At 46.3% G+C, this 21,245-nt stretch carries 16 protein-coding genes and 3 pseudogenes; 1 reads left to right on the top strand and 18 read right to left on the bottom strand.

The features are described from left to right. Positions 1-7: 7 nt before the first annotated feature. The 16 genes and pseudogenes from ACTWJ7_RS16210 to metH all read right to left on the bottom strand — a co-directional run bounded on the left by ACTWJ7_RS16210 (position 8) and on the right by metH (position 18,010). Positions 8-2,074, bottom strand: coding sequence for a hypothetical protein (locus tag ACTWJ7_RS16210; protein ID WP_301877335.1), 2,067 nt, complete (start codon positions 2,072-2,074; stop codon positions 8-10). Beyond that, positions 2,064-3,890, bottom strand: coding sequence for an ATPase, T2SS/T4P/T4SS family (locus ACTWJ7_RS16205; RefSeq protein ID WP_301877336.1), 1,827 nt, complete (start codon positions 3,888-3,890; stop codon positions 2,064-2,066). Before ACTWJ7_RS16205 ends, ACTWJ7_RS16210 begins: the two co-directional genes overlap by 11 nt. 7 nt (positions 3,891-3,897) lie before the next feature. Continuing rightward, the gene (locus ACTWJ7_RS16200) at positions 3,898-4,407 is read right to left on the bottom strand and encodes a hypothetical protein (RefSeq protein WP_443145624.1); all 510 of its coding nucleotides are present in this window, start codon (positions 4,405-4,407) and stop codon (positions 3,898-3,900) included. A 104-nt stretch (positions 4,408-4,511) separates the two neighbouring features. After that, entirely contained in the window at positions 4,512-4,727 is a 216-nt protein-coding gene (locus tag ACTWJ7_RS16195; RefSeq protein WP_443145623.1) for a hypothetical protein, read from the bottom strand. Beyond that, on the bottom strand, positions 4,724-5,437 hold the full coding sequence (locus ACTWJ7_RS16190; protein ID WP_301877338.1) for a hypothetical protein: 714 nt from the start codon (positions 5,435-5,437) through the stop codon (positions 4,724-4,726). Before ACTWJ7_RS16190 ends, ACTWJ7_RS16195 begins: the two co-directional genes overlap by 4 nt. Before the next feature lie 71 nt (positions 5,438-5,508). Beyond that, on the bottom strand, positions 5,509-6,531 hold the full coding sequence (locus ACTWJ7_RS16185) for an SAF domain-containing protein (RefSeq protein ID WP_024630380.1): 1,023 nt from the start codon (positions 6,529-6,531) through the stop codon (positions 5,509-5,511). Positions 6,532-6,557: 26 nt separating this feature from the next. Further along, on the bottom strand, positions 6,558-8,036 hold the full coding sequence (locus ACTWJ7_RS16180; RefSeq protein WP_301877340.1) for a serine/threonine protein kinase: 1,479 nt from the start codon (positions 8,034-8,036) through the stop codon (positions 6,558-6,560). Positions 8,037-8,216: 180 nt separating this feature from the next. Further along, a pseudogene (locus ACTWJ7_RS16175) lies at positions 8,217-9,265 on the bottom strand (SAM-dependent methyltransferase). Between the two features lie 6 nt (positions 9,266-9,271). Next, positions 9,272-10,050 (bottom strand): annotated as a pseudogene (locus ACTWJ7_RS16170) (ABC transporter ATP-binding protein). Continuing rightward, entirely contained in the window at positions 10,047-10,364 is a 318-nt protein-coding gene (locus ACTWJ7_RS16165; RefSeq protein ID WP_024630384.1) for a thioredoxin family protein, read from the bottom strand. The pseudogene ACTWJ7_RS16170 and the gene ACTWJ7_RS16165 overlap by 4 nt, the downstream one beginning before the upstream one ends. Further along, entirely contained in the window at positions 10,364-10,702 is a 339-nt protein-coding gene (locus ACTWJ7_RS16160; protein ID WP_301247800.1) for a cyclic-phosphate processing receiver domain-containing protein, read from the bottom strand. Before ACTWJ7_RS16160 ends, ACTWJ7_RS16165 begins: the two co-directional genes overlap by 1 nt. A gap of 20 nt (positions 10,703-10,722) precedes the next feature. Then, positions 10,723-11,571, bottom strand: a complete 849-nt coding sequence (locus tag ACTWJ7_RS16155) for a deoxyribonuclease IV (RefSeq protein ID WP_301878393.1) — start codon at positions 11,569-11,571, stop codon at positions 10,723-10,725. Further along, positions 11,561-12,382: an Fpg/Nei family DNA glycosylase gene (locus ACTWJ7_RS16150; protein WP_079349248.1), complete on the bottom strand. Its 822-nt coding sequence runs from the start codon at positions 12,380-12,382 to the stop codon at positions 11,561-11,563. The genes ACTWJ7_RS16155 and ACTWJ7_RS16150 overlap by 11 nt, the downstream gene beginning before the upstream one ends. A 7-nt stretch (positions 12,383-12,389) precedes the next feature. Then, the gene (locus ACTWJ7_RS16145) at positions 12,390-13,199 is read right to left on the bottom strand and encodes a TIGR01457 family HAD-type hydrolase (RefSeq protein ID WP_024630388.1); all 810 of its coding nucleotides are present in this window, start codon (positions 13,197-13,199) and stop codon (positions 12,390-12,392) included. Positions 13,200-13,554: 355 nt separating this feature from the next. Next, entirely contained in the window at positions 13,555-14,496 is a 942-nt protein-coding gene (gene rnz / locus ACTWJ7_RS16140) for a ribonuclease Z (RefSeq protein ID WP_301877343.1), read from the bottom strand. A 74-nt stretch (positions 14,497-14,570) separates the two neighbouring features. Continuing rightward, positions 14,571-18,010 (bottom strand): annotated as a pseudogene (gene metH / locus ACTWJ7_RS16135) (methionine synthase). Between the two features lie 178 nt (positions 18,011-18,188). On the opposite strand from metH, the gene ACTWJ7_RS16130 reads away from it, so the two are divergent. Beyond that, positions 18,189-18,734 carry a cupin domain-containing protein gene (locus ACTWJ7_RS16130; RefSeq protein WP_301877345.1) on the top strand — a complete coding sequence of 182 codons (546 nt, stop codon included), beginning with the start codon at positions 18,189-18,191 and terminating at the stop codon, positions 18,732-18,734. Positions 18,735-18,823: 89 nt separating this feature from the next. On the opposite strand, the gene ACTWJ7_RS16125 is transcribed toward ACTWJ7_RS16130, so the two are convergent. Both ACTWJ7_RS16125 and ACTWJ7_RS16120 read right to left on the bottom strand, forming a co-directional pair. Continuing rightward, entirely contained in the window at positions 18,824-19,498 is a 675-nt protein-coding gene (locus ACTWJ7_RS16125) for a GntR family transcriptional regulator (RefSeq protein ID WP_079349253.1), read from the bottom strand. 106 nt (positions 19,499-19,604) lie between these two features. Continuing rightward, complete coding sequence (locus tag ACTWJ7_RS16120; protein WP_285080103.1) at positions 19,605-21,236, bottom strand: ABC transporter substrate-binding protein; 1,632 nt, start codon at positions 21,234-21,236, stop codon at positions 19,605-19,607. Positions 21,237-21,245: the final 9 nt, after the last annotated feature.

Genomic DNA, 21,245 nt, shown 5'->3' with positions numbered 1-21,245 from the left:
ATGACCGTTACAGTTTCTGAATCTGTTCATAATAAATGTTCATTTGCAGGAAACTCATACCTACCAACGGAATGACCAGATAGAGGAAGATCAAGGCATACATCGGTGTAAATCCGATCATTCTACCCCAGGATGCTTTGACATCAATCATCTTGGTATATTCCTGCTTGCGTTGTTCAAAATAAAAGGCCATCATGCTATCCAGATCGTCAAAAGCTTCCCGAATTGAAATTTTCCCGAGTGCAAGTTGCAGTTTTTCCACCAGACGCTGAAATTCAGGTAAACCTGCATCCTCTTTTAATTGTTCAAGTGCATGCTCCGGCCCATGTTCAAAATGCAACAAACATTTTTGCAGCGGCCTTTTGAAAATGACTGCAAAGCGATTGAGCCATTCCAACATCTCCTCGACAGACATACGGTCCATTTCCCGCAAGATCGAGATTACCGTCTGAAACTGATAGATTTCATGTTTCATATCCATACTGCGCATCTTGCGCTGGAACAGCAAGAGCCAGATCGGCATGTGATAACCCGCTATACCTATCATCATCGCAATAATCAGCTCCCACCAGTGGAGGTACTGCTTGTTGTATACTTCCAGCTTCTGCAGGATGCGCGCAACGGTTTCCGTCTGAGTATCATGATCCAGTTGCACGGGATTCATAGACTGCAATGCATTGGAGACTTCATCAAAAGTTGCTCCACGCTTCATTTCGATGCTTTCAAGTACCGCTTGATCCAAGTTTGTCTTTTCCGTAGCCTGCTTCAGTTCCGCCTCTCCCATCGCGCCAAACATCCGGTCATCTCTCCCAGGATCATGTAAGATATGATTTCGTTCAACCTGATGCAGCAGAAAGACGCAGCCAATGGTCAGGACAAAACAGCTTGCAAATAACATCAGCCTTCGTATTGCAAGCCATTCATATTTCAGTTCCGAACTGCTTTCCCGCATTAGTCTTACGGTTTGACTATAGTTGGTACTGCCAGGTTTGGCCGCGAACAACATCGCGACTTTACGGATGAATGTCTGCTTGTATAAGAACTGATCGATCCTGGAGTGTTTGCGCCCAGTCCGATATCGGGTTTCATCATATTGCTGCAGTCTTTGCAAAAGCAGATAGGCAAGTATGATAATGACATAGATTGAAATTTTGGTAACAAACCCGATTTTGCTGCGATAGAATTCATCCATAGTCGGAAAACTTCCTCTGGCCCAGCGTTCAATTGGAGCTGTGAACAGAACGGGGGCTAGGGCAATGATATTTAACCCTTTTAACAGATAGTCCAATTTGTCCCGCCGCAAAATCTCCAGATGAATTTCCTGCGTCAGATTCCCCAGACCTTTCAAGTAAATCGAACCCTGTGCTCTGTCTTTATCACCGAATTCCATCACCATATATGAAATACCGGCAAAACCTTTAAGAAAACGATTAGGTGCAATCTCATAGTAACGTTCCAAAGCTTCGTTCGGGTCCGGCGAAGTCAATGCTTCATAGATCAACAGCACTTGCTCCGCAGCCTCTCCTTTACCTGCTTCCGCTGCTTCATACAGTGCTTCCTCTACCATTCCATGCTGGTGGTACCGATGCCTCACGTCGGCAAACAGATCCAGCATCTGTACCAACAGTCGCTTCTCCATACGATTCAGACACATATCCAGCACAAGACTGTTCAGAACTACAGCGCAGAGTACAGACAATATGACAAAGCCGATACCCGGCTGCATAAGGAACAGGATTACACTGATGCTCCCGTATCCTGCGAAAATAATTAGAACCACACTCATCGTCATTCGTCTTAATGCTGGTTCGTCGCCAACATGTCGATATGAGATTCGTTTCTGTACTTGTAAAATATAAACAGAGAGCAGCGGCACTTTCATGCCCCAGCGATAAGACTGTAGCAGGAACGATCCCCACCGCAGCGTACGATTTCCGTTCAGTGTAGCGATCCCTATGGATTTACTAGCAGTATCACCTCCTCTATGACGTAACAGATTCAGTACAAGTAGCGTGATTACCAGACCACCTGCACATATCGCCAGCACCAAAAGAAGAACTAACTTAACAGTCATAGATATCACCCCAATGTTGCTTGATGAACTGTTCGAACAGCGCAGCGTCCTGTAGTGTCATCTGATCCCGCATATCTGTGATACTGCCCATTGAGATTGGAGCTGTGACGACGTAATTGCCATCCCTGTATTCGACTACATTGCGAAACGTAAAACCCGCCCGTTCTTCAACGCTGTCTCCTTTATTCGCACGTGGCAGACATTCCGTGATTCGTTCTATATATCTTCGTCCCTCAGCATCCTTCTTCATATGTACATCGAAATTAATGACACTAACTACTTGCTCCTCAGCAATATGTTCATGCTGGAACATACCTGTTTTGAGCAGTGAATTGCGGAGGGAGAAGACCAGATCACGAAACGTTTTGGCATGATGGGTAAACAGGGTGAACAGACTGGCAACCTGGGACATCTGAATCATCCACGCGGCTACTTCGTCACTTGCAACCTCACCAAGAATGTTAACAGTACCATCCGTCTTTTTCTGTAAATCCAGTCCCTGTTGACCTGAAATGTGCTCCGTCTCCCGGAAGCTTAGAATGTTACGCCGACTGTATATACGCCGCAGCTGCAGCTCGAAAGCCATCTCCTGTACACGCAGCGTATAGGAAGCATAAATATGCTTCACCATTGCCATAAGCAGCGTCGTTTTACCCGACCCCTGTGCTCCAGTTACAGCTGTTATTCGACTGCCTTTCATCAAATATTGCAGCAAAGTAATGGGCAGATCTGCGTTGTTTCCGGTAATCAGCTGCTCCAGTGAAGCATTGGGAATATCGAATTTCCGGACAAAGAATGCCCATGATTCGGCAAAAGGAGGTCGGACAACAACGACACGTGATCCGTCCTTCATCTCGTTCACTTTGTACCCATTCGCTTCCGAAAGCTGTCCCGGATAGTTATACTTATAAATATTTTGACATACCCTCTTCAGTTCACGGATACTGCCAAATGACAGGAAGGACAGATGAATAGACTTACCTTTATAGAAAATCCAGACACTTTCCATTCCGCTAAGTGGTTCTTGGAGGGGAGCGTCTTCAAGTCCATCCTCCAACAGATCGTTCCACGAAGCTGGCTGTCGTAGCCCCATATCCTGAACTGCATCCAGCATGCCGCTAACACCACCACTAACGCCATCTATCCGTTGATCTCTTATTTCATCAACAACCGAGAAGCCTTTGTAATGTTGATAGATGCGTTGAACAATGATATCTGTTTTTTCTCTAAATCCAAGCTCTCTATACTCACACTCAAACACATATCGGATATCCTCTTCGGAGATATAATAACTCCCTCCGTCATCTGCATTTTCATCCAGCCTCAGTCTGCCAAGGTCATAAGTATCAATCATGCGTGACAAGGCATCGACACCGAATTGCTGCCGGTATAGATAAAACACGATTTCGAATTGATCCTGAATCGTCAGCAACTCCGTTTCTCCAAAATAAATGACTTCATCGATATTTGACTTGTTCAGTCCTATGCTGCGAGTGAGCAGATCACCGATCAGATTTTTGACATACGTTTTGTCACTGATGCTTCCTGATACACAACCTTTAAGAGCCTTGCGCATCTCGGCACGCTGATTGATTCTTCGACGATATTCTTCTTCATGCAACCCGGCATCAGCAAGTTGGCTATGACTAAGCTCATGAAGCGAGTTTTTTACTTTCTCTGTCAGCACTTCAATCGTGAAGGATTCTCGCTCAGGAGCACGGTTATTCTTTTCACGATGGAAAGCTCTATATTTGAACCAAACATACGCAAGACATAACAGCACAATTAATATTAACCATAGGGAATTCCAGAGCATCGGAGGTTCAGGCTCCCCTTTCCAACCTCTTTAGTACGGTACGCATTCCTGCGCCGTCCATAATGAGGCGAGCGAGTTCAGCCATACTTGCGGCAAAGCTCCCTTTACGAATGTCTTTATGGTTGCTAAGACCTTCCAATTGCAAGTACGCGGCCGCATCACGACGATTGAAGGCATCCAGAAATCCGGTGGTATACGGCAGCACCGATATCGAACCCTTGTATCGAAAACGCCGACGAATATTGGTAATGGTTGCGCGTGAATGTGGATCATACTTATTCAGTACGACATGCAGCTTTTGATCACTCATACTCTCAGGTCTGATTTTTTCAAAAAAATGCTCCAGGTCCCTCATATTTTGATTCAGGTTTACCACAACATAGTCAGCTTGATCCAGCAGAATCTGGGCACTTGTGCCTGCGCGGTCTGCATCCAGAAGAACGAGATCATAGTATTCATTGGCTACATCCAGCAGCCTTTTTAAAGTCTCCACATGCTCTTGTGAGGTACGCTCCAACCGGTTAATTCTGCCAGTCAACAAATCCAGACGGTCTTTAAGGAGTGGCTTCGTATAATCCCTCAAATTATGCTTGTTCAGGCTCCCGCTTATATGCAGCCGTTCTATAGCATCCCATCCCCCTCCTCAAATGTGAATACTGAACCCATATCCTCTATTTCTTTGGGTGGAAGTGCAGCTTCAGTGCTGCTCCCGACTGGACCTGTATTTACAAGCAAAATTCTTGTCCTATATTGAAGTGCCATCGAATAGGCACCGATTAACGCACTTGAGGTGCTGCCTGTTCCTGAAAAAGGACTCCAAAACGTAATGGTGCTCATGCCCTCATCCTTTCTGCTTCTTTCATGGCCCGGCGACTCTGGACATTTTCCCATCCGGTCAACTGCTCCACTAATCTGCATAGCGATTTTTTATAGTTCCGTGACAATGGCCCAAGGAGAATTCGACGATGGTGCTCGTTCTCCAGTTTGACTGCCGCAGTCAGTTCATCCCAAGGCAACATTAGCGATTCACCTGTCCATACAAACGGACTATCTTCCAGATATGCCCACAAATATCGAGCTTCCAGTTTGCAATCAACAGCATTGATCAAGATGCGCTGAAACGGCAGTTCTGCTGGCAGGGACTGCTCTTCCAGTAACCGCATAAGCCAGCCTTTGCCCCGTTCCAGATTGTAGCGTTCATAATCACTAACCCAGATACGGATATCTGCCGTGAGCCATAGATCACGGGATGCAAAGTGTGATGTTTCCATGTCGTAAAGAACGTAATCATAGGTCTCCAATTGCTCGCCACTCGCTTCAAGATGGCTCTCAACCGCTGTTGAAGTTACGAATTGACAAGCGATATCAAAACCTTCAAACTCTGTAATGCGCAGAGATTGCTGGCTTTCCCCAACGCCGTATCCATATTTCTGCTGTAATGTTCCGTCAACGAGCAAGACATGTTTACCGGAGGCTGCCAGTATTTTGCAAAGGTACAGCATCAGGTCATTCTTCTCACATAGCCCGGCAAAAATCCATGTTTGCATAGCTATCAAAGCCTCCTTAAAGTTCCAATACTCACTGTTATATGAATTATCAATCGATTTCCCTGCATATTTTACTCTCCGCCCGTCAGCAAGCTCTTCTGCTCATCCGCACTCGAAGCTGACGCTGAACCATTATCGCTCCCATTGCCTGTCGTTCCTGCGTTGCCTGAACCATCATTCCAGATGACACCATCCGCAGAAGAAGAGTTATTGGCTCCAGGACGGTTATTGTAAGAGACAGAGGATTGTGCAACATCCTGCTCCACGCCTTGAGATGGCGCTGACATGGATGCGGCGAGTGAGCTTTCTAGCGAACTCCGTACTTGCCGCGCTAACTCCACTTCAGCCCGACGCACAAGATTAGGATCACTCTCCAACAGTTTTAGCACTTCATTGTTGGCAGGGTATGTCGGGATTGCTGGAGTCTGGAACTGTGGTTCTACATAGGTTAAGGCATAGATTGAAGCTTTATGTAAATAGGCATCTACAATTGCACTTGAAAGGGACAGGATTTCCTCCTCTGTCATCGTAATCCATAGGGTAGCTGCATTTAATCTTTCGACTTTCTTTTTGGACAGGAGAATGTAGTCTTGACCCGTTGGAAACTGAATACGAATATCAATGTTATCTCCTTTGACGAGTGAAGATGGCAATAAAACGACCTGTAGTTCACGGTTTCTTAAATCCGGCGGCGCCGGGCTATCCTCGTACACCATTTCAGTCGTAATGGCTGTTCCTTTTTTTAATTCTATTTTTGCCACTTGACCATCCATCTGTTTGGAGCTGGACCACAGATTCCTTGGTGCCTGTGCATCCGGAACTGCAATGAGTTTGATATCCTCAGGCAGTATCGGCTCCCCTGCTTCAACATCCCGTACGGTCACCCATCCCTGTGCCCCTGAGTTCCACTGTTGCATCAATTCAGCTTCTTTTTGTTCATAAGCTGACGAGTAACGGGCTTCCACTTCTGACCTCGTATCACTCATGGTTTTGACATTGTAAATGACATATGCCCCAAACAATAGACCAATCGCTCCCGCTCCCGTCAGTCCAGCATAGATCAGTTGACGGCTTTGTTTTCTTAATTTAGACAAAAGAGGCTCTCCTTTCGCAATCTCTTCTAATCATGTACTCTTTTTCTTGCAAAAAATGAACGTTTCTTGGGAAGCTGCCCCATCATATGAGTCAGAATATGAGCAAAAACCTTATCCATCTGAGGTTCGCGATCAAAGGGATCAATATGTAAGGGCAGACCGTAGACACTGGAAGTGTCCAACGTTTTGCGCATGCGCTGAACGGCATCAGCAGATGCAAGCGGCAGACAGTAGATCCATTTGTCTCTCGGGTACCGGTTGTGAGAACGGACAAAAGATCCAATCTCAGCCTGTCTCCATTCGGCACCGGAACCTATAACAATGGGCAGATCGGCTCTGAGAAACTCTTCGAGACGGTTCTGGTCCTGACCACTACCCAGATCCATTATAATGAACTGATAGCTACCACCTAGCAAAGACAGGATGTCTGCGCGTCCTGATTGTTTCCAGTAGTGCACACCATCCACTACAAACTGTCTGCCTGCTGCCACGGGTTTACCGGCATGCGCCACTTGTTGAATTCGTGCAAACGATTGAGAACGTGGCGACATCTCGATTATGGCCACTTTGAAGTTCTGCCGCTCCAGATAGTGACTGATGGCTATGGCCGTATGCGTAACCCCAACTCCGGATGATGCGCCCGTCAAAGCAATTACTCTTGTCCCTCCGCTTATCGTCACCGTTGTTTCTGAACCACCAGCCGCTATTCCCGGTCTGCGCAGCAGTTCTTTACGAACTTCATCAGCAGATTGAAAGCGCTCATTCGGATTCAGTCGCAGCAACCTTCTCGCAACAGGAATATAGGTACGTGGAACATCACTGCGAATGGAACTTTCTACTCCCTGAATCCATTCCGTATAAGCTCCACATGTCATGAGGTAGAGCAGCAATGCTCCAAGCCCATACAGATCAGAACGCGCATCCGTCTGTCCCGAACCATATTGCTCCGGTGCAGCGAAGCCGGCCGTCCCCAATTTAACCGTATCATCGACGCTTTGTGCTTTATAACTCCGTGCTATCCCAAAATCAATCAGTCTGACCTCATGTTCCGGTGTAATCATAATGTTGGATGGTTTTAAATCCCGATAGATGACGGGTGGGTCCAGACTGTGCAAATAACTTAGTACATCCAGCAGCTGAAGCACAAACCCCGTCATATGTTCAAGCGGAATCTTCCCGCGACATTGCTTGAAATAGTCACTGAGAGTCAATCCCTCAATGTATTCCATCACAAGATACGTATACCCGTGCTCATCCGGGACAAAAAAATCTACAATTTGCGGCAATCTGGGATGACGCAGAGAGGTCAGGAGAGCAGCTTCCGACTCCATACTGCCCTCGTATGGCAATGCCGTCACGCTTTCTTTGATCGCCCAGGTTTTGCCTGGCAACTTCAAATCCTCTGCTTCATATACATGGCTCATTCCACCCGAACCGAGAATGGACACGATACGGTATCTTGCCCCCAGCAGGCTTCCACGCTCGAGCCTGGCCGGATGTCTCATATAGACTCCTCCTTGTTATGCATAACAAAAAGGGAAAGCTTCACCGAAGCGGAACAGACCGGATATCCGGACTCGTTCACTTCGGGATGCTTTCCCTCAACTTGTTATGGTTAATATTGGTATCATTATAGTATAGGCAATTAGGTATTGTAAAGCATAAAATTTAATGCCATTAATGACTTAATACTTAATCATATATAACGTGATTTCTTCACGGTTGTGAAACAACTGTTTGGAGCGTTGAATCTGCATCCGTGAGCGCTCAAATGTGTCGATGACTTCTTTAATCAGCGCAAGCGGCTTTTTATGCAGTAACTTCACTGTCACAACCGCTGTTCCCCCGACTGGAGGCTGTATAACAGGTCCGATATCAGACGGCTCATCAGTTTGGGACTCCAGCTCATGTCACATACGAGCAGATCAAATTCCCCTTCGCGGAAGCGTACATCACCTGCATTTTTTTTCAAAAAGGTCAGCTTGGGTGATTCCAACAGGGTCGCATCCATCTTGGCCGGATCAACAGCTGTAACTTCGAGCCCGCGCTCAAGCAGGAAAGAGGTCCAACCACCAGGTGCAGCACCAATATCCAATGCTTTGTGGAAAGAAGTAAAGTCGATACCAAACGTCTGCTCCGCTTCAAGCAATTTGAATTTGGCCCGCGAGATTTGCCCCTCTTCCTTCTGAAAACGAACGGCTCCACCACTCCAGTCCGACAGATTTTGATCAGGTCTGGAAACGCCGGCATATAACATGTCATTTGCAACGAAGACAGATATAACATGATCCGCCTCACGGACAACCCACTCACAGCCAAGGTCATCCAGCTTCTCGGTCAGCAGTTGTTTCAAAGAAACAGCGTTCTCCTGCCAGAAGGACCCTTCGGTTTTACGAACTTGTAATGTTACTTTAGTACCTGTTAACTCGGTATGATTCAGTACAAATGAAATCAATTTTTCCATCGCTTGCGCTGAATCTTCGGTATTTTCCTGAAATTGAACAGGTTGAATATGACGTAAAAACGTCGGGTTCTCTTGCAACAGCTTTATCGCTACCTCTTCTTCCGCGATCGGAAGACCGGCAAGCAGAATTTCACCCGGTACGAGTACCGTGCTCTTGACTGCACCAAACGTGCGCCGCAATTCCTCTTGAGCATATGGCGCAAAACCATGGTTAGCTGTGCAAATAAAACGGGAAAAGTCTCCTTCACCCCAAGATGACTGTGTACTCAAAATGTGTTACCCTCCAGAACGTACGCGGATCCAGGGACGTCCATCATGCCACTGGATATCAACCGGAACATCGTACGTATACTTAATTGTATCTTGTGTTAAAACTTCATGCTTGAGACCTGCCGCAGCAATACGTCCATCACGGATCAAGGCCACATGTGTGAATAATGGTACGATCTCCTCGACGTGATGCGTCACATAAACGACAGTAATATTACGCTTACGCAGTCGATCAATTTCGGCCAACATTTTCTCGCGTTCGTATAAATCAAGTCCGGCACAAGGCTCGTCCATAATTAGCAATTTGGGATCTGCCATCAGTGAACGAGCCAGCATTACTTTTTTGCGCTCTCCTTGAGAAAGGGTGCCGAGTGGATGATTAGCCAGCTTGGCAAAGCCCATTTCATCAAGCAGGTTCATCGCTTTGGCCTTCACATCATCCGGAATCGTTTGATAGAAACGCAAAAAGGCATAAGCGCCTGTTGCAACAACTTCCCACACCGGATCCCGAAGTGTAAGTTTCTCAATCAATGTTTGGCTGATATAACCAATTTCTTTCCGAACCTCCCGAACATCACATCGCCCATACAGGTTACCCAGTACCTCAATGCGCCCCTGACTCGGAAACATATACCCATTCATCATTTCCAGCAGCGTGGTTTTACCTGAACCATTGCGCCCGAGAATCACCCAATGCTCGCCTTCTTTAACATGCAAATGGACGTCATCCAGAATCTGATTGTCTTCTCGTCTAGAGAGACATGCTCCATCGAGATTACACTCATTTTAGCACCGCCTTCCGGATTTCTCCTAACAGATGCTCGACAGAGTTCATCCGATAGACCATTTTTGGCACATCATGTTCTCCATTAAACAGCATAACCGCAGGGACGCTCGAAATCTGAAATTGCTGCACTAGTTCCGGAATATCGTGAATATTCATCTCGGTCAAAATCCCTTCGGGCAGCAAATGTTCGGCGATTTCAAGCATTCGACGTGCCGCCGCGCAAGTTCCGCATAACGGGGTATAGATAAATACAGCCTGAGGCATGCCTTCCCATACGCCGCGCATTAACATTTTGGTCGTAATCGGCTTCATCAGCTTTGTTCTCCCTCAGCAACACGAAGCATAACCTCACCCGACATCGGACCATTATGAATGGTGACAGAGTCTGGTTTATTACTGTACAACAATTCGTACATTTGACGTTTGCCATACATGCTGGACGTGTGCAAATAGATCTGGCGCGGAAATAAACCTTCCCGAACGATTGAAGCAGCAACTTCACCGCCATTCGGCGAATCCGGACCCAGTTCATAATCCAGGGATAAAATATCCACGTCACCTTCTCTAAGCAGCATCAGGCATTCTTCTGCATTGGTAGCCAGAACAAACCCTTTCGGACATGCCCGGTAATCATCCAAAAAAACATGCATTACAATCGCTCCTCTCCCAATTAAAGCCAGGAACGCATGAGCTCAATGTCACCACGGTGTGTTCCATCTTCGCCTGATTCGGTCTCCAGCACAACTACAGCTTGCTGAAATTCAGGCGCACATAACAGTTCCTGCATCGCTTTTGTTCCTATATAACCCTGTCCAATCCGTGCATGTCTGTCCTTGCATGAACTGGAAGGATATTTCGAATCATTAAAGTGAACAGCCGCAAGAGCATCCCAGTATCCCAGCAGTCTGCCTTTCTCCAGCATCGATGCCTCATTGCCAGTCGTCCACATGCCTGAAGCAAAAGCATGACACGTGTCAAAGCAAAAAGCAATATGCTCGGGAAACCGGCTTAACTTGCGAATCTGTATCAATTCTTCCATGGTCGTTCCCATCGGGCCATGATCTCCAGCCTGATTTTCAAGCAGAACCTTAGCCTGTCCATCCCAATCTGCTAATGCGGTATCCAGACAGGTTATGAGATTCTGATATCCTTCAAGTGGTTCATTGCTCTTGATATGTCCAAAGTGAACTACAGTTCCTACTGAACCGCAGGCATCCGCAATATTCAGATCATTTTGTATTGATGCAATGGTTGCATGAAAACCCGCCTCTCCCCGGGTTTTGCCCAAAGCCGGATTCGTGGGATAGGGTGAGTGGGCAATGGAAGCCATCCCCTGCTTCTCACACCAATCCCGACACTGTTCAGCATCCTTGAGATCCAGATCTTTCAGACCAAGGCTTCGAGGGTTCTTCGGAAAATACTGAAATGCCGTAGCCCCGATATCATATGCCCGCTTGGCTGCCTGAAGAAATCCGCCTTTGGTGCTGACATGTGCCCCGATTCCGCTGTTAGGCCTCATGCTGGCAATCCGGACAGAAGAAAGCCTTCTTGCCCGTAATTTCAACACGCGCTATCGTTCCCCCACAGCGAGGGCAAGTTTCCCCTTCACGATCATATACCCGGCACTGCTCATCAAAACTTCCTGTCTTGGTATCTCCCTGCATCAACGGCATTTCCATATAACCGCCTTCCGATGCAGCTTCCCGCAACACGGATTGTACAGAATGGAACAAACGTGCTGTGAGCTCAGGTGAAGCAGCAATATTTTGCGTTTTGGAGCTTGGTCTCAAACCTGCCGCAAATGCAATCTCATCCGAATAACAATTTCCGATGCCTGCAATAATGTGCTGGTTGACCAGCGTAGTTTTGAGTGTACCCCGGCGTCCTTTCAACAGGGCAGCAAAACGTTCTGCATTCATGCGCCGATCAAGTGGTTCAGGTCCAAGGTCAGACATGGCCTCTTCCGTCTCTTTGGAAGTAAGCAGGTGCAGATAGCCTAAACGAAGCCCAATAAAGAACAACGTATATTCTCCAAACTGAATCTCCACTTGAGTGGAACGATCAGGACGTTCAGCTTCCGTGCCCCAGAAAATCATTCCGCCCAGCATCAGATGCAGTACAAGCCGCTTACCATTAGCCAGATGAAAGATCAGATGTTTGGCCCGGCGCTCTACAAATATGATACGATTCCCTGTCAGTTCACGGGTGAACACATCAGGATCAGTATTAATCGACTTTTCACGGTTAACCACCACACCTGTAATGGGCAAATCAAGTATTTTCTCGGACAGCAAGGTCCGGTAGTTTTCCATTTCCGGTAATTCCGGCATCGTACATCTACCCCTTCTTGGATGCTTGGCCTGTCGTCTGCGACAGCCACTCAATCAGTTTATGCAAATCTTCAAACACATGATCAGGACGAACCTTGGTCGCCTGGATGTGGCTATCCATATTGTCCCGTGTCGTTATTCCGGTAAGAACCAGTAGGGTCTCGCATCCTGCTGCTGCTCCTGCCGCAATATCTGTACGCATATTGTCTCCGATTACAGCAACTTCATCAGACTTTAAGTTCAATCGGCTAATGGCCGACTTCATAATAATACTTGACGGTTTGCCAATGACAGTAGGATGAACTCCGGTTGCAGCTTCTATCGCTGCCCCGATCGTTCCTGCTCCCGGTGTAAGTCCATCATCAGAAGGAAGCTGCAAATCCGGATTGGTCATGACAAATTTAGAGCCGCCGTTGATCCAGCGAAGCGCATTGGTCAATTTCTGATAGGAAAATTCACGATCAATTCCTTGGATAACGTATTCAGGCTCATCATCTGTTCGTTTAAGCCCTGCAGCTTCAATCGCTTGCAGCAGCCCTTCTTCTCCGATACAAGCCACTTTCGCACCTGGAGTCTCTTTAGCCACGTATTCCGCAGCCGCCACCGCAGAAGTACATACCTGCGACGCCTCGGCGGGGATTCCCATTCCGTTGAGATGATCTGCCACGCCTTGAGGTGTACGTGAAGAATTATTAGTCACAAACAAATAAGGCATGCCTTGTTCATTCAATGTCCGAATAAGCTTATCGGCTCCTTCAATACGATGTCTGCCATGATAGAGCGTACCATCCAGGTCAATCAGATAGGCCTTAATCATATACAGCACTTCCTTTCTTTATCCCATTAACATTTCTTGCCCTTAACCATTTGTCTCGAACTTCAATGCTAACCTATGTATACAGTAGTGCAAAAAGATGGAATGCTCGCATCTGCACGCAACACGTCGAACCAAATCGAATACGGACGTCTGGCCTCGCGCGCCTTCTGTACAAGCTTGTCATTTCCTGCGCTTTCCCGGAAAATAATATGAATCATTTCCCTGTTTATATTGCCCATCCTACACGCTTTCCGGCCAGATTGCAAAAGGGACCTCGGGAATAACTTCCCCTCAGTCCCGTGCAATTAAGAGCTTCTTCTCCGGTCGTGTTTTGCTGTTTTGCTTGGCACATCCACTAATGAGACTCATCCTTGCGGTGAACTACTGGAATCAGTTCATGTTCAATCGCAAGTTTCGTATTCGGGAATATCGACTGTGCCTCCTCCAGCAGGGGCTGCAACTGGTCTTCATCTTTGTAGCGAGAGCTAAAGTGGGTCATGATCAGCTGTCCTGCATGTGCCGCTCTCGCCGCCTCAGCCGCTTGCTTCGAAGTACTATGATAGTACTCATGAGCCGTATCAGCCAAATCATGCAGAAACGTAGCTTCGTGTACAAGCACATCGGCATTGAGGGCTAGAGGCTGTACATTCTCACATGGACGTGTATCTCCCAAAATGGTAATCACCATCCCACGCTTTGGTGCTCCCAGTACATCTTCTGGCCGAAGCAAGTCACCGTTGTCGAGGGTAATGGTTTCTCCCCTCTTCAAGCGACCAAATAGCGGCCCTGGCTTCAAACCGTACTCAGCCATTTTCGCTGGATCCAGACTGCCTGGACGATCCTTTTCGGTAATCCGATACCCATAACTGTCAATACGGTGCTCCAGCAATGCCGATTCCACAATAAAGCTCTCATCTTCAAAAAGCACTCCGCCTGTATGTTCCACAATGCTTAGATCATAGTTGAGACGTGATTGGCTTAGCTCCATGGTTGTCATAATCATTCGTTCTGTTCCTGGTGGACCATACACCGTTAACGGTGTAGTGCCGCCTTGATATGCTCTGCTGGAGAGCAGACCTGGAAGTCCGAATACATGATCTCCATGTAAATGGGTTATAAATATTTTCTCCAGTTTGCTCAATTTAAGCGGAGAACTTAAAATCTGATGCTGGGTTCCTTCCCCGCAGTCAAACAACCACAATGCTCTACGCTCATCCAACATGCGCAGCCCTATGGAAGTTACATTCCGCTGAAGCGTAGGTACACCAGCGTTAGTTCCCAGGAAATATAGTTCCACTCTGGATCGCACCTCTTTCTGCTGCCAGCAAAAAGCCTCCGACAATGCGGAGGGCTTTGCCTGACCTTTTACTTTTATGCCTTATCCACGTTAAAATACTTCGCTTGCGGATGGCTGAACACCATCGCCGATACGGAAGCTTCCGGTTCCATCATGAAACCTTCAGTCAGTTCCACACCAATATCCTCAGGCTGTAATAGTTTAAACAGTGGCCCTTGGTCTTCCAAATCGGGACATGCCGGATATCCAAATGATACCCTTATTCCCTGATATCGTGCTCCATGACGTTGCTTCATAGTCATCTGTGCTGGGTCCGGGAATCCCCAGATATCTCTCATCATATGATGGACCCGCTCCGCTAATCCCTCTGCTACTTCAAGCGCTACGGATTGTAGAGCATGTGAACGGAGATAATCACCCTTCTCCTTCCAGGCCGTCGATAATTCTCGTACGCCATGCCCGGCAGTTACGACCATGAAACCCACGTAATCCATTTGTCCGGATTCCACCGGCTTCAAGAAGTCGGACAGGCACAGGAAAGGTTCGACTTTTTGACGTGGGAACGTGAATGTGTGCAAGATATTATTGGTATTCTCAGGGTCATAGATGATGACACTGTTACCACTGGACTGAGCCGGGAAGAAACGATACATCGCGTGCGCCTGAATAATCCCGTCACGCACAGCCTCCTGCATAATATCATCCACGACTGCTTTCAGATCAGTGGCTTTCTGATCACCCGAAGCAAGCAGCTGCTCTACTGAGCCACGCAAACCCAGATGGTGTCCGAGCAGCATCTGCATGTTCACATACGGTAATATGTGGGATAGCGGATAGTTCCGCATGACATGTCGTTCCAGATCCGGTGGAACGAGAACCGGGTTGTCTATTGCGATATCCGAACGCTCTACCCGGGTAAGCTCGGGAAGTGATGTAACGGTTTCTGCACCAGCGGCGTCCGCCTCTTTTTCAGCGTCCATCTCCAGTTGCATCACTTGACGCGTGCTAGGGTTCATCAGCTTGTTGGCCAGATCCAGGCCATCCATTGCATCTTTTGCATATACAACCATTCCGTTATATTCCGGGCGTATACGATTTTTGGTGAATTTGCGTGTCAGTGCCGCTCCACCTACCATAATAGGTACGTCAATACCTGCTGTGCGCAAGTCCTGAGCTGTAAGAATCATCTGTTGCGCCGATTTTACCAACAGACCGGATAGACCGATCGCATCGACTTTTTCTTCTCTGTACGCCTCGATAATTCGCTCTGGTGGTACTTTTATACCCAAATTAATGATCCGGTAACCGTTATTGGAAAGGATGATCTCCACCAGGTTTTTGCCGATGTCGTGTACATCGCCCTTGACCGTGGCTAGAATAATCTTTCCTTTAACTGACGTCTCGTTCTTCTCCATGAACTGTTCCAAATAAGCTACCGAAGCCTTCATGACTTCCGCGCTCTGCAGCACCTCTGCTACGATCAGCTCATTGTTGTTAAACAGTCGCCCTACTTCTTCCATTCCCCGCATCAGCGGGCCATTGATTACTTCAAGGGCTGTATATTTGGTAAGTGCCTGCTCCAGATCGGGCAGCAAGCCTTCTTTGCTACCTTCAACAACATACGATGCGAGGCGTTCTTCCAACGACAGGTTCGAAATTTTTTCTTTTTCTCAACCTTTTTGTTACGGAACGCGGCTACGAATGCAGCCAGTGTTTCGTCATTCGTATTATATAACAGCTCTTCCGAAAGTCTGCGCTCCTCCTCCGGAATGGATGCATAACGCTCCAGCTTCTCTGTGTTAACAATGGCATAATCGAGACCTGCTTTGGTACACTCATACAAAAATACAGAGTTCAGCACTTCACGTCCTGCTTCAGGCAATCCAAATGAAATGTTACTGATCCCCAATATCGTATGACATTCAGGCATCGCTTCTTTAATGACACGAATACCTTCAATGGTTTCTTTAGCCGAACCGATATATTGTTCATCACCCGTACCTACCGGAAACACCAGGGTATCAAAAATCAGGTCTTCGGCTTTTAATCCATATTTGTTCACCAGCAAATCGTAAGATCGCTTCGCTACCTCCAGCTTGTCCTCACGACTAATGGCCTGACCGCGTTCATCAATCGTTCCGACAACGACAGCACCGCCATATTTATGCAACAACGGAGTGACCAGCTCGAACTTTTCCTCGCCATCCTCAAGGTTAATGGAGTTAATTATTGCTTTACCTTGAGAGTATTGAAGTGCAAGGTCAATGACGGCTGCATCTGTCGTATCGATCATGAGCGGCACCTTTACTTTTTTGACAACAAGCTCAAGGAACTTCTCCATGTCTTCAGCTTCTTCACGGTCCGGATCCTGAACACAAACGTCGACAACATGTGCCCCATTTTTCACCTGAGCCCGGGCAATTTCCGACGCTTCTTCATATTTACCTTCAACAATAAGGCGCTTGAATTTCCGTGATCCAAGAACATTCGTTCGCTCACCAACCATGTAGGGACGGTTATCCTGTTCAACATAGACTGGATCGATACCGGACAATGCTGGTGGATGTGTTCCGTTCATTTCTCTTGGAGGGTACTTGGCAAGCGTATCACGCATGGCGCGAATATGTGCAGGTGTTGTTCCACAACAGCCACCCGCAATGTTCAACCAGCCCTGCTCGGCAAAAGCACCGATCTTCTGTGCTAGCGAATCAGGAGATTCATGATAATTACCGTTCTCATCTGGAAGACCTGCGTTGGGATAACAACTTACCGCAACTGAAGCCATCCCGGAAAGCGAGCGAATATGGTCACGCATAAATTCCGGACCTGTAGCACAGTTTAGTCCCACTGAAATTGGGTTAAGGTGTTCTAAGGATATATAAAAAGACTCAATATTTTGACCAGCGAGGGTAGTACCCATCGGTTCAATCGTTCCTGAAATCATCAAAGGAAGCTTGATGCCACTTTGCTCGAATGCTTGCTGAATCCCAATGCTGCCTGCTTTTACATTAAGCGTATCTTGTGAGGTTTCAAGCAGCAGCGCATCAACGCCTCCCTCAATTAAAGCAAGCGCTTGCTCGAAATAACTGTCGATGAGCTCCTGAAACGTTACCCCACCTGTTACAGACAGTGTTTTGGTTGTAGGTCCCATGGCACCTACCACATAACGCGGAGACTCCGGTGTCGAGAATCGATCCACAGCAGCTCTTGCAATCCTTGCTGCTTCGAGGTTGATTTCACGTGCACGGTCCTGAATGTCGTATTCAGCAAGTACAACAGACGTTGCACCAAACGTATTCGTTTCAATTAAATCAGCACCGGCTTCAAGATATTCCTCATGAATGCGCTGGATCAGCTCTGGACGTGTAAGTACAAGCATTTCATTACATCCGTCCAGGTCTTCTCCGCCAAAATCTGCGCCTGTGAGATCAACTTGTTGAATCATGGTCCCCATTGCACCGTCGAGGATTAATATTCGTTGTTTTAATGCATCATGTAAGCTAAGCTTATCCATATCGTCACCCCCGCAAAACGTTAAATCCTAGTTTAACAGAAACTAACTTAATGTGAAAGATCGGGATTGATCAGTCCCATAGCGGGTTTAAGTGAAGGCGGGACGAATTTGCAAATCGACAAAAACAGAGGAATCCGATATAATAGCAATTAAACCAAGTGGAAAAGAGGGAAAGAACATGGCTGAGATTGTAATCCGAAATACGAACGAACGTATCACTGGAGACGAAAATGTTCGAAATTTCTTAAACAAATATGATGTATTATATGAAAACTGGGACGCTTCCAAATTAAATACGGATCTGCAAAACAACTTTGGACTCACGGATGAACAAAAAGAAGAAGTACTCGAAACATATGACTATGAAATCAGAGATTTGGCTGCACGTCGCGGGTACCAAATCTGGGACGTAATTACGTTGTCTGAACAAACACCAGATATTGAAGAAAAGCTTGCCAAGTTCGAAGAAATTCACACTCATGCTGAAGATGAAATCCGTGCAATTGTAGCTGGCAAAGGAATTTTTGTCATCAAAGCTACAGATGATGTAGGCTACTTTAATGTAGAATTGTCTCCTGGAGACGTAATCTCGGTTCCTGAGAACACACCACACTTCTTCACATTAATGGAGAACAAACAAATCATTGCCGTGCGTCTGTTCATTGAAAAAGATGGCTGGATTGCAGATCCATACCCGGATCCAACGTTTATCAAACAAGCATAATAAAGCGAATTCTATCCTTTGCTCAACAAACCCCTGTTCATTTCGAACAGGGGTTTCTGCATATGGAGATAGTATACAACATCCGAGCTCTATATAAAATAATGCGGATACTTTGCTTTCATCTTCTCTTGTTCCACAACAACAAGTCTGAGATGAGCTTCCATAACTTTAACAGCTCGATCGGTCTCACGTTCCGTGATAAGCCGGTATATTTCTTTGTGTTGTGAAATAATAACCTCTGCATCGGAATCTTCAGACAAGCGTAATAAACGAAGGCGATTAAAAGGAATATTGAGCTGCTGCAGCATTTTCCATGTTCTCATTTTTCCTGTGCCCTGAAACAATATCTGATGAAACTCTTCATCCAGTTCAAAAAGACGATAGAAATTATTCTTCCCTATGCATACTTCCTGCATGGCGATATTGGTTTCAAGTCTGAATCTGAATTCTTCAGGAAAAGCTGTACACGCCAGTGTGACAATTTCCTTCTCCATCTTCTCTCTCATAAATCGGCCTTCTTCAACGTGCTCCAGATTAATATGGGAGACAATGGTTCCGCTCTGTGGAATGATATCCAGTAATTCCTCTTCGGCAAGCTTCATGAATGCTTCACGTACTGGCGTTCTGCTTACTTGTAATTCATCTGCAATTTCTTTCTCGGAAATCTTGGTACCAGGCTCAAGTTCAAGGTGCAGAATTCGTTCCTTTATCAGATTGTATGAATAAGCCCGGGTTGAACCTCTAATCTTTTGATTAAGTGACATTCCTTAACCTCTTCCTCTCAGCCGTATTCATCCATCTTAGCACAATTTGCCGCCCCACTAAAATTCCCTCAGTGAAACGGCAATTGGGGAAGACTTCAGTTTACAACTATTGTTGCTTGTTTTCTTTGTACTTCTTGTACGTGTCATTCGAAATCTGCATGTACTGAGACAAGCCTTGGCTTTCTAATTCCTTTACGAACGCATCAAACTCGGTAAGTTTACGTTCACCCAAAATAAATTTAAGCGTATTTTGATCTGAGAAATCCTTAAGTGGTGTGCTAAGCAGCGTCACTTGTTCCCGATCGATATCCGAGTAAGGAATGGGCGGCTCAGCAGGAACAACTTCTTTGGTATCTTTCATATCCTGCTGGAATTTCAGTTCTTCCTCGCTAAACATGGATTGCAATAAATCAGTCGTTCCGCCATAGGCAAATACACCACCGGAGAAACCGTAATCAATACGTAAATCCTTCGTACCTTTTGGGTTCAGTCCGTTAAAGTTCACATCTTCGGCCAGTTTACGGACGCCATCCTGTTTCGTGAAGGTTTCTCCTTCTACACCCCACTTGGCAAATTCCTGACCTTCATCACTGTAGTAGAGCCAGTCGATAAATTGCAGGATTGCTTTAAAATTTTCGTTATCCTTAACTTTCCCGGAAATCATGACACCGTTTTCAAGTCTGGAGCCAGACATTAACTGTCCTTTTGGACCACCAGGAACGGTAATTTTAGCGATGGAGAAATTCCCTTCACCTAATGTTTTGTTCATGTCATTACGGTGAAGAACAACCGTTTGGGAGTTACCATTAATAATAAACGATTTACCAGAAACGAATTTTTGTGTAGCCTGATCATCATCCTGAGTGAAACTTTCCTTATCAAGCAGCCCCTCTGATACAAGCTTATTAAAGTAAGTTAACATTTCCTTGTATTCCGGGGTGGTCGATGTGTATACAAATTCATCCTGATCTTCTTTATACGTTAAACCATTGCCAAATCCCCATCCAGCTTTCGTTCCAAAACCCGTAGCAGCAATATTCAATGTACTGTTGAACTTGAATCGATCCGAGAATGGGATGGAATCTGGATAGATTTCTTTCAGCTTCTTGGCTGCATCATACAATTCATCCCATGTCTTCGGAATGGCAATATTGTTTTTCTCGAAAATATCCGTTCTCACGACGAGTGAGTAATCAGGCCATACCTCTTCATGCAGACCTGGAAGGACGTAGTATTTCCCATCTTCTTGTCGAAGGCCCTCAAGCTCATCCTGAAGACCCCATTTCTCTACTTTGTCCTTGAAATTGGGCATCAAATCAACATAGTCACTCACTGGTAAAATCGCACCCGAGGATACAAAAGCAGATTCTTCACCTGGATAGGTTTTCGGAATAACCAGCGGGGCATCTCCTGAGCTAATCAAAAGGGATCTTTTCTGGGAATAGTCACTCATTGGAACGATGGTAGGCTCCAGCGTGACCCCGGTTTTTTCCGTGATTTTTTGGAAGAGAAGCCAATCCTTCTTGTACGGGTATGCTGGCTGGTCACTGTAAAGAATAGACAGATTAAATGGTTCAGTGGCTTTAAAGGTTTCTCCTACACCATAGGATTCCATGGCCCCCTTGGATTCTGGTTCGACTTTTTCTCCACCAGCTCCGCTGCTACATGCTGCCAGAACGACACTCATCATTGTTGCCAATACCAACTTGCCTACCAGCTTACGTGGTCTCTGTTTCATTCAATTCTC

Source organism: Paenibacillus sp. 1A_MP2, from assembly GCF_052244825.1.
Taxonomy (GTDB): Bacteria; Bacillota; Bacilli; order Paenibacillales; family Paenibacillaceae; genus Paenibacillus; species Paenibacillus vandeheii.
The sequence above is the reverse complement of the archived record's forward strand: the minus strand, read 5'-3'. Positions and strand labels throughout refer to the sequence as shown.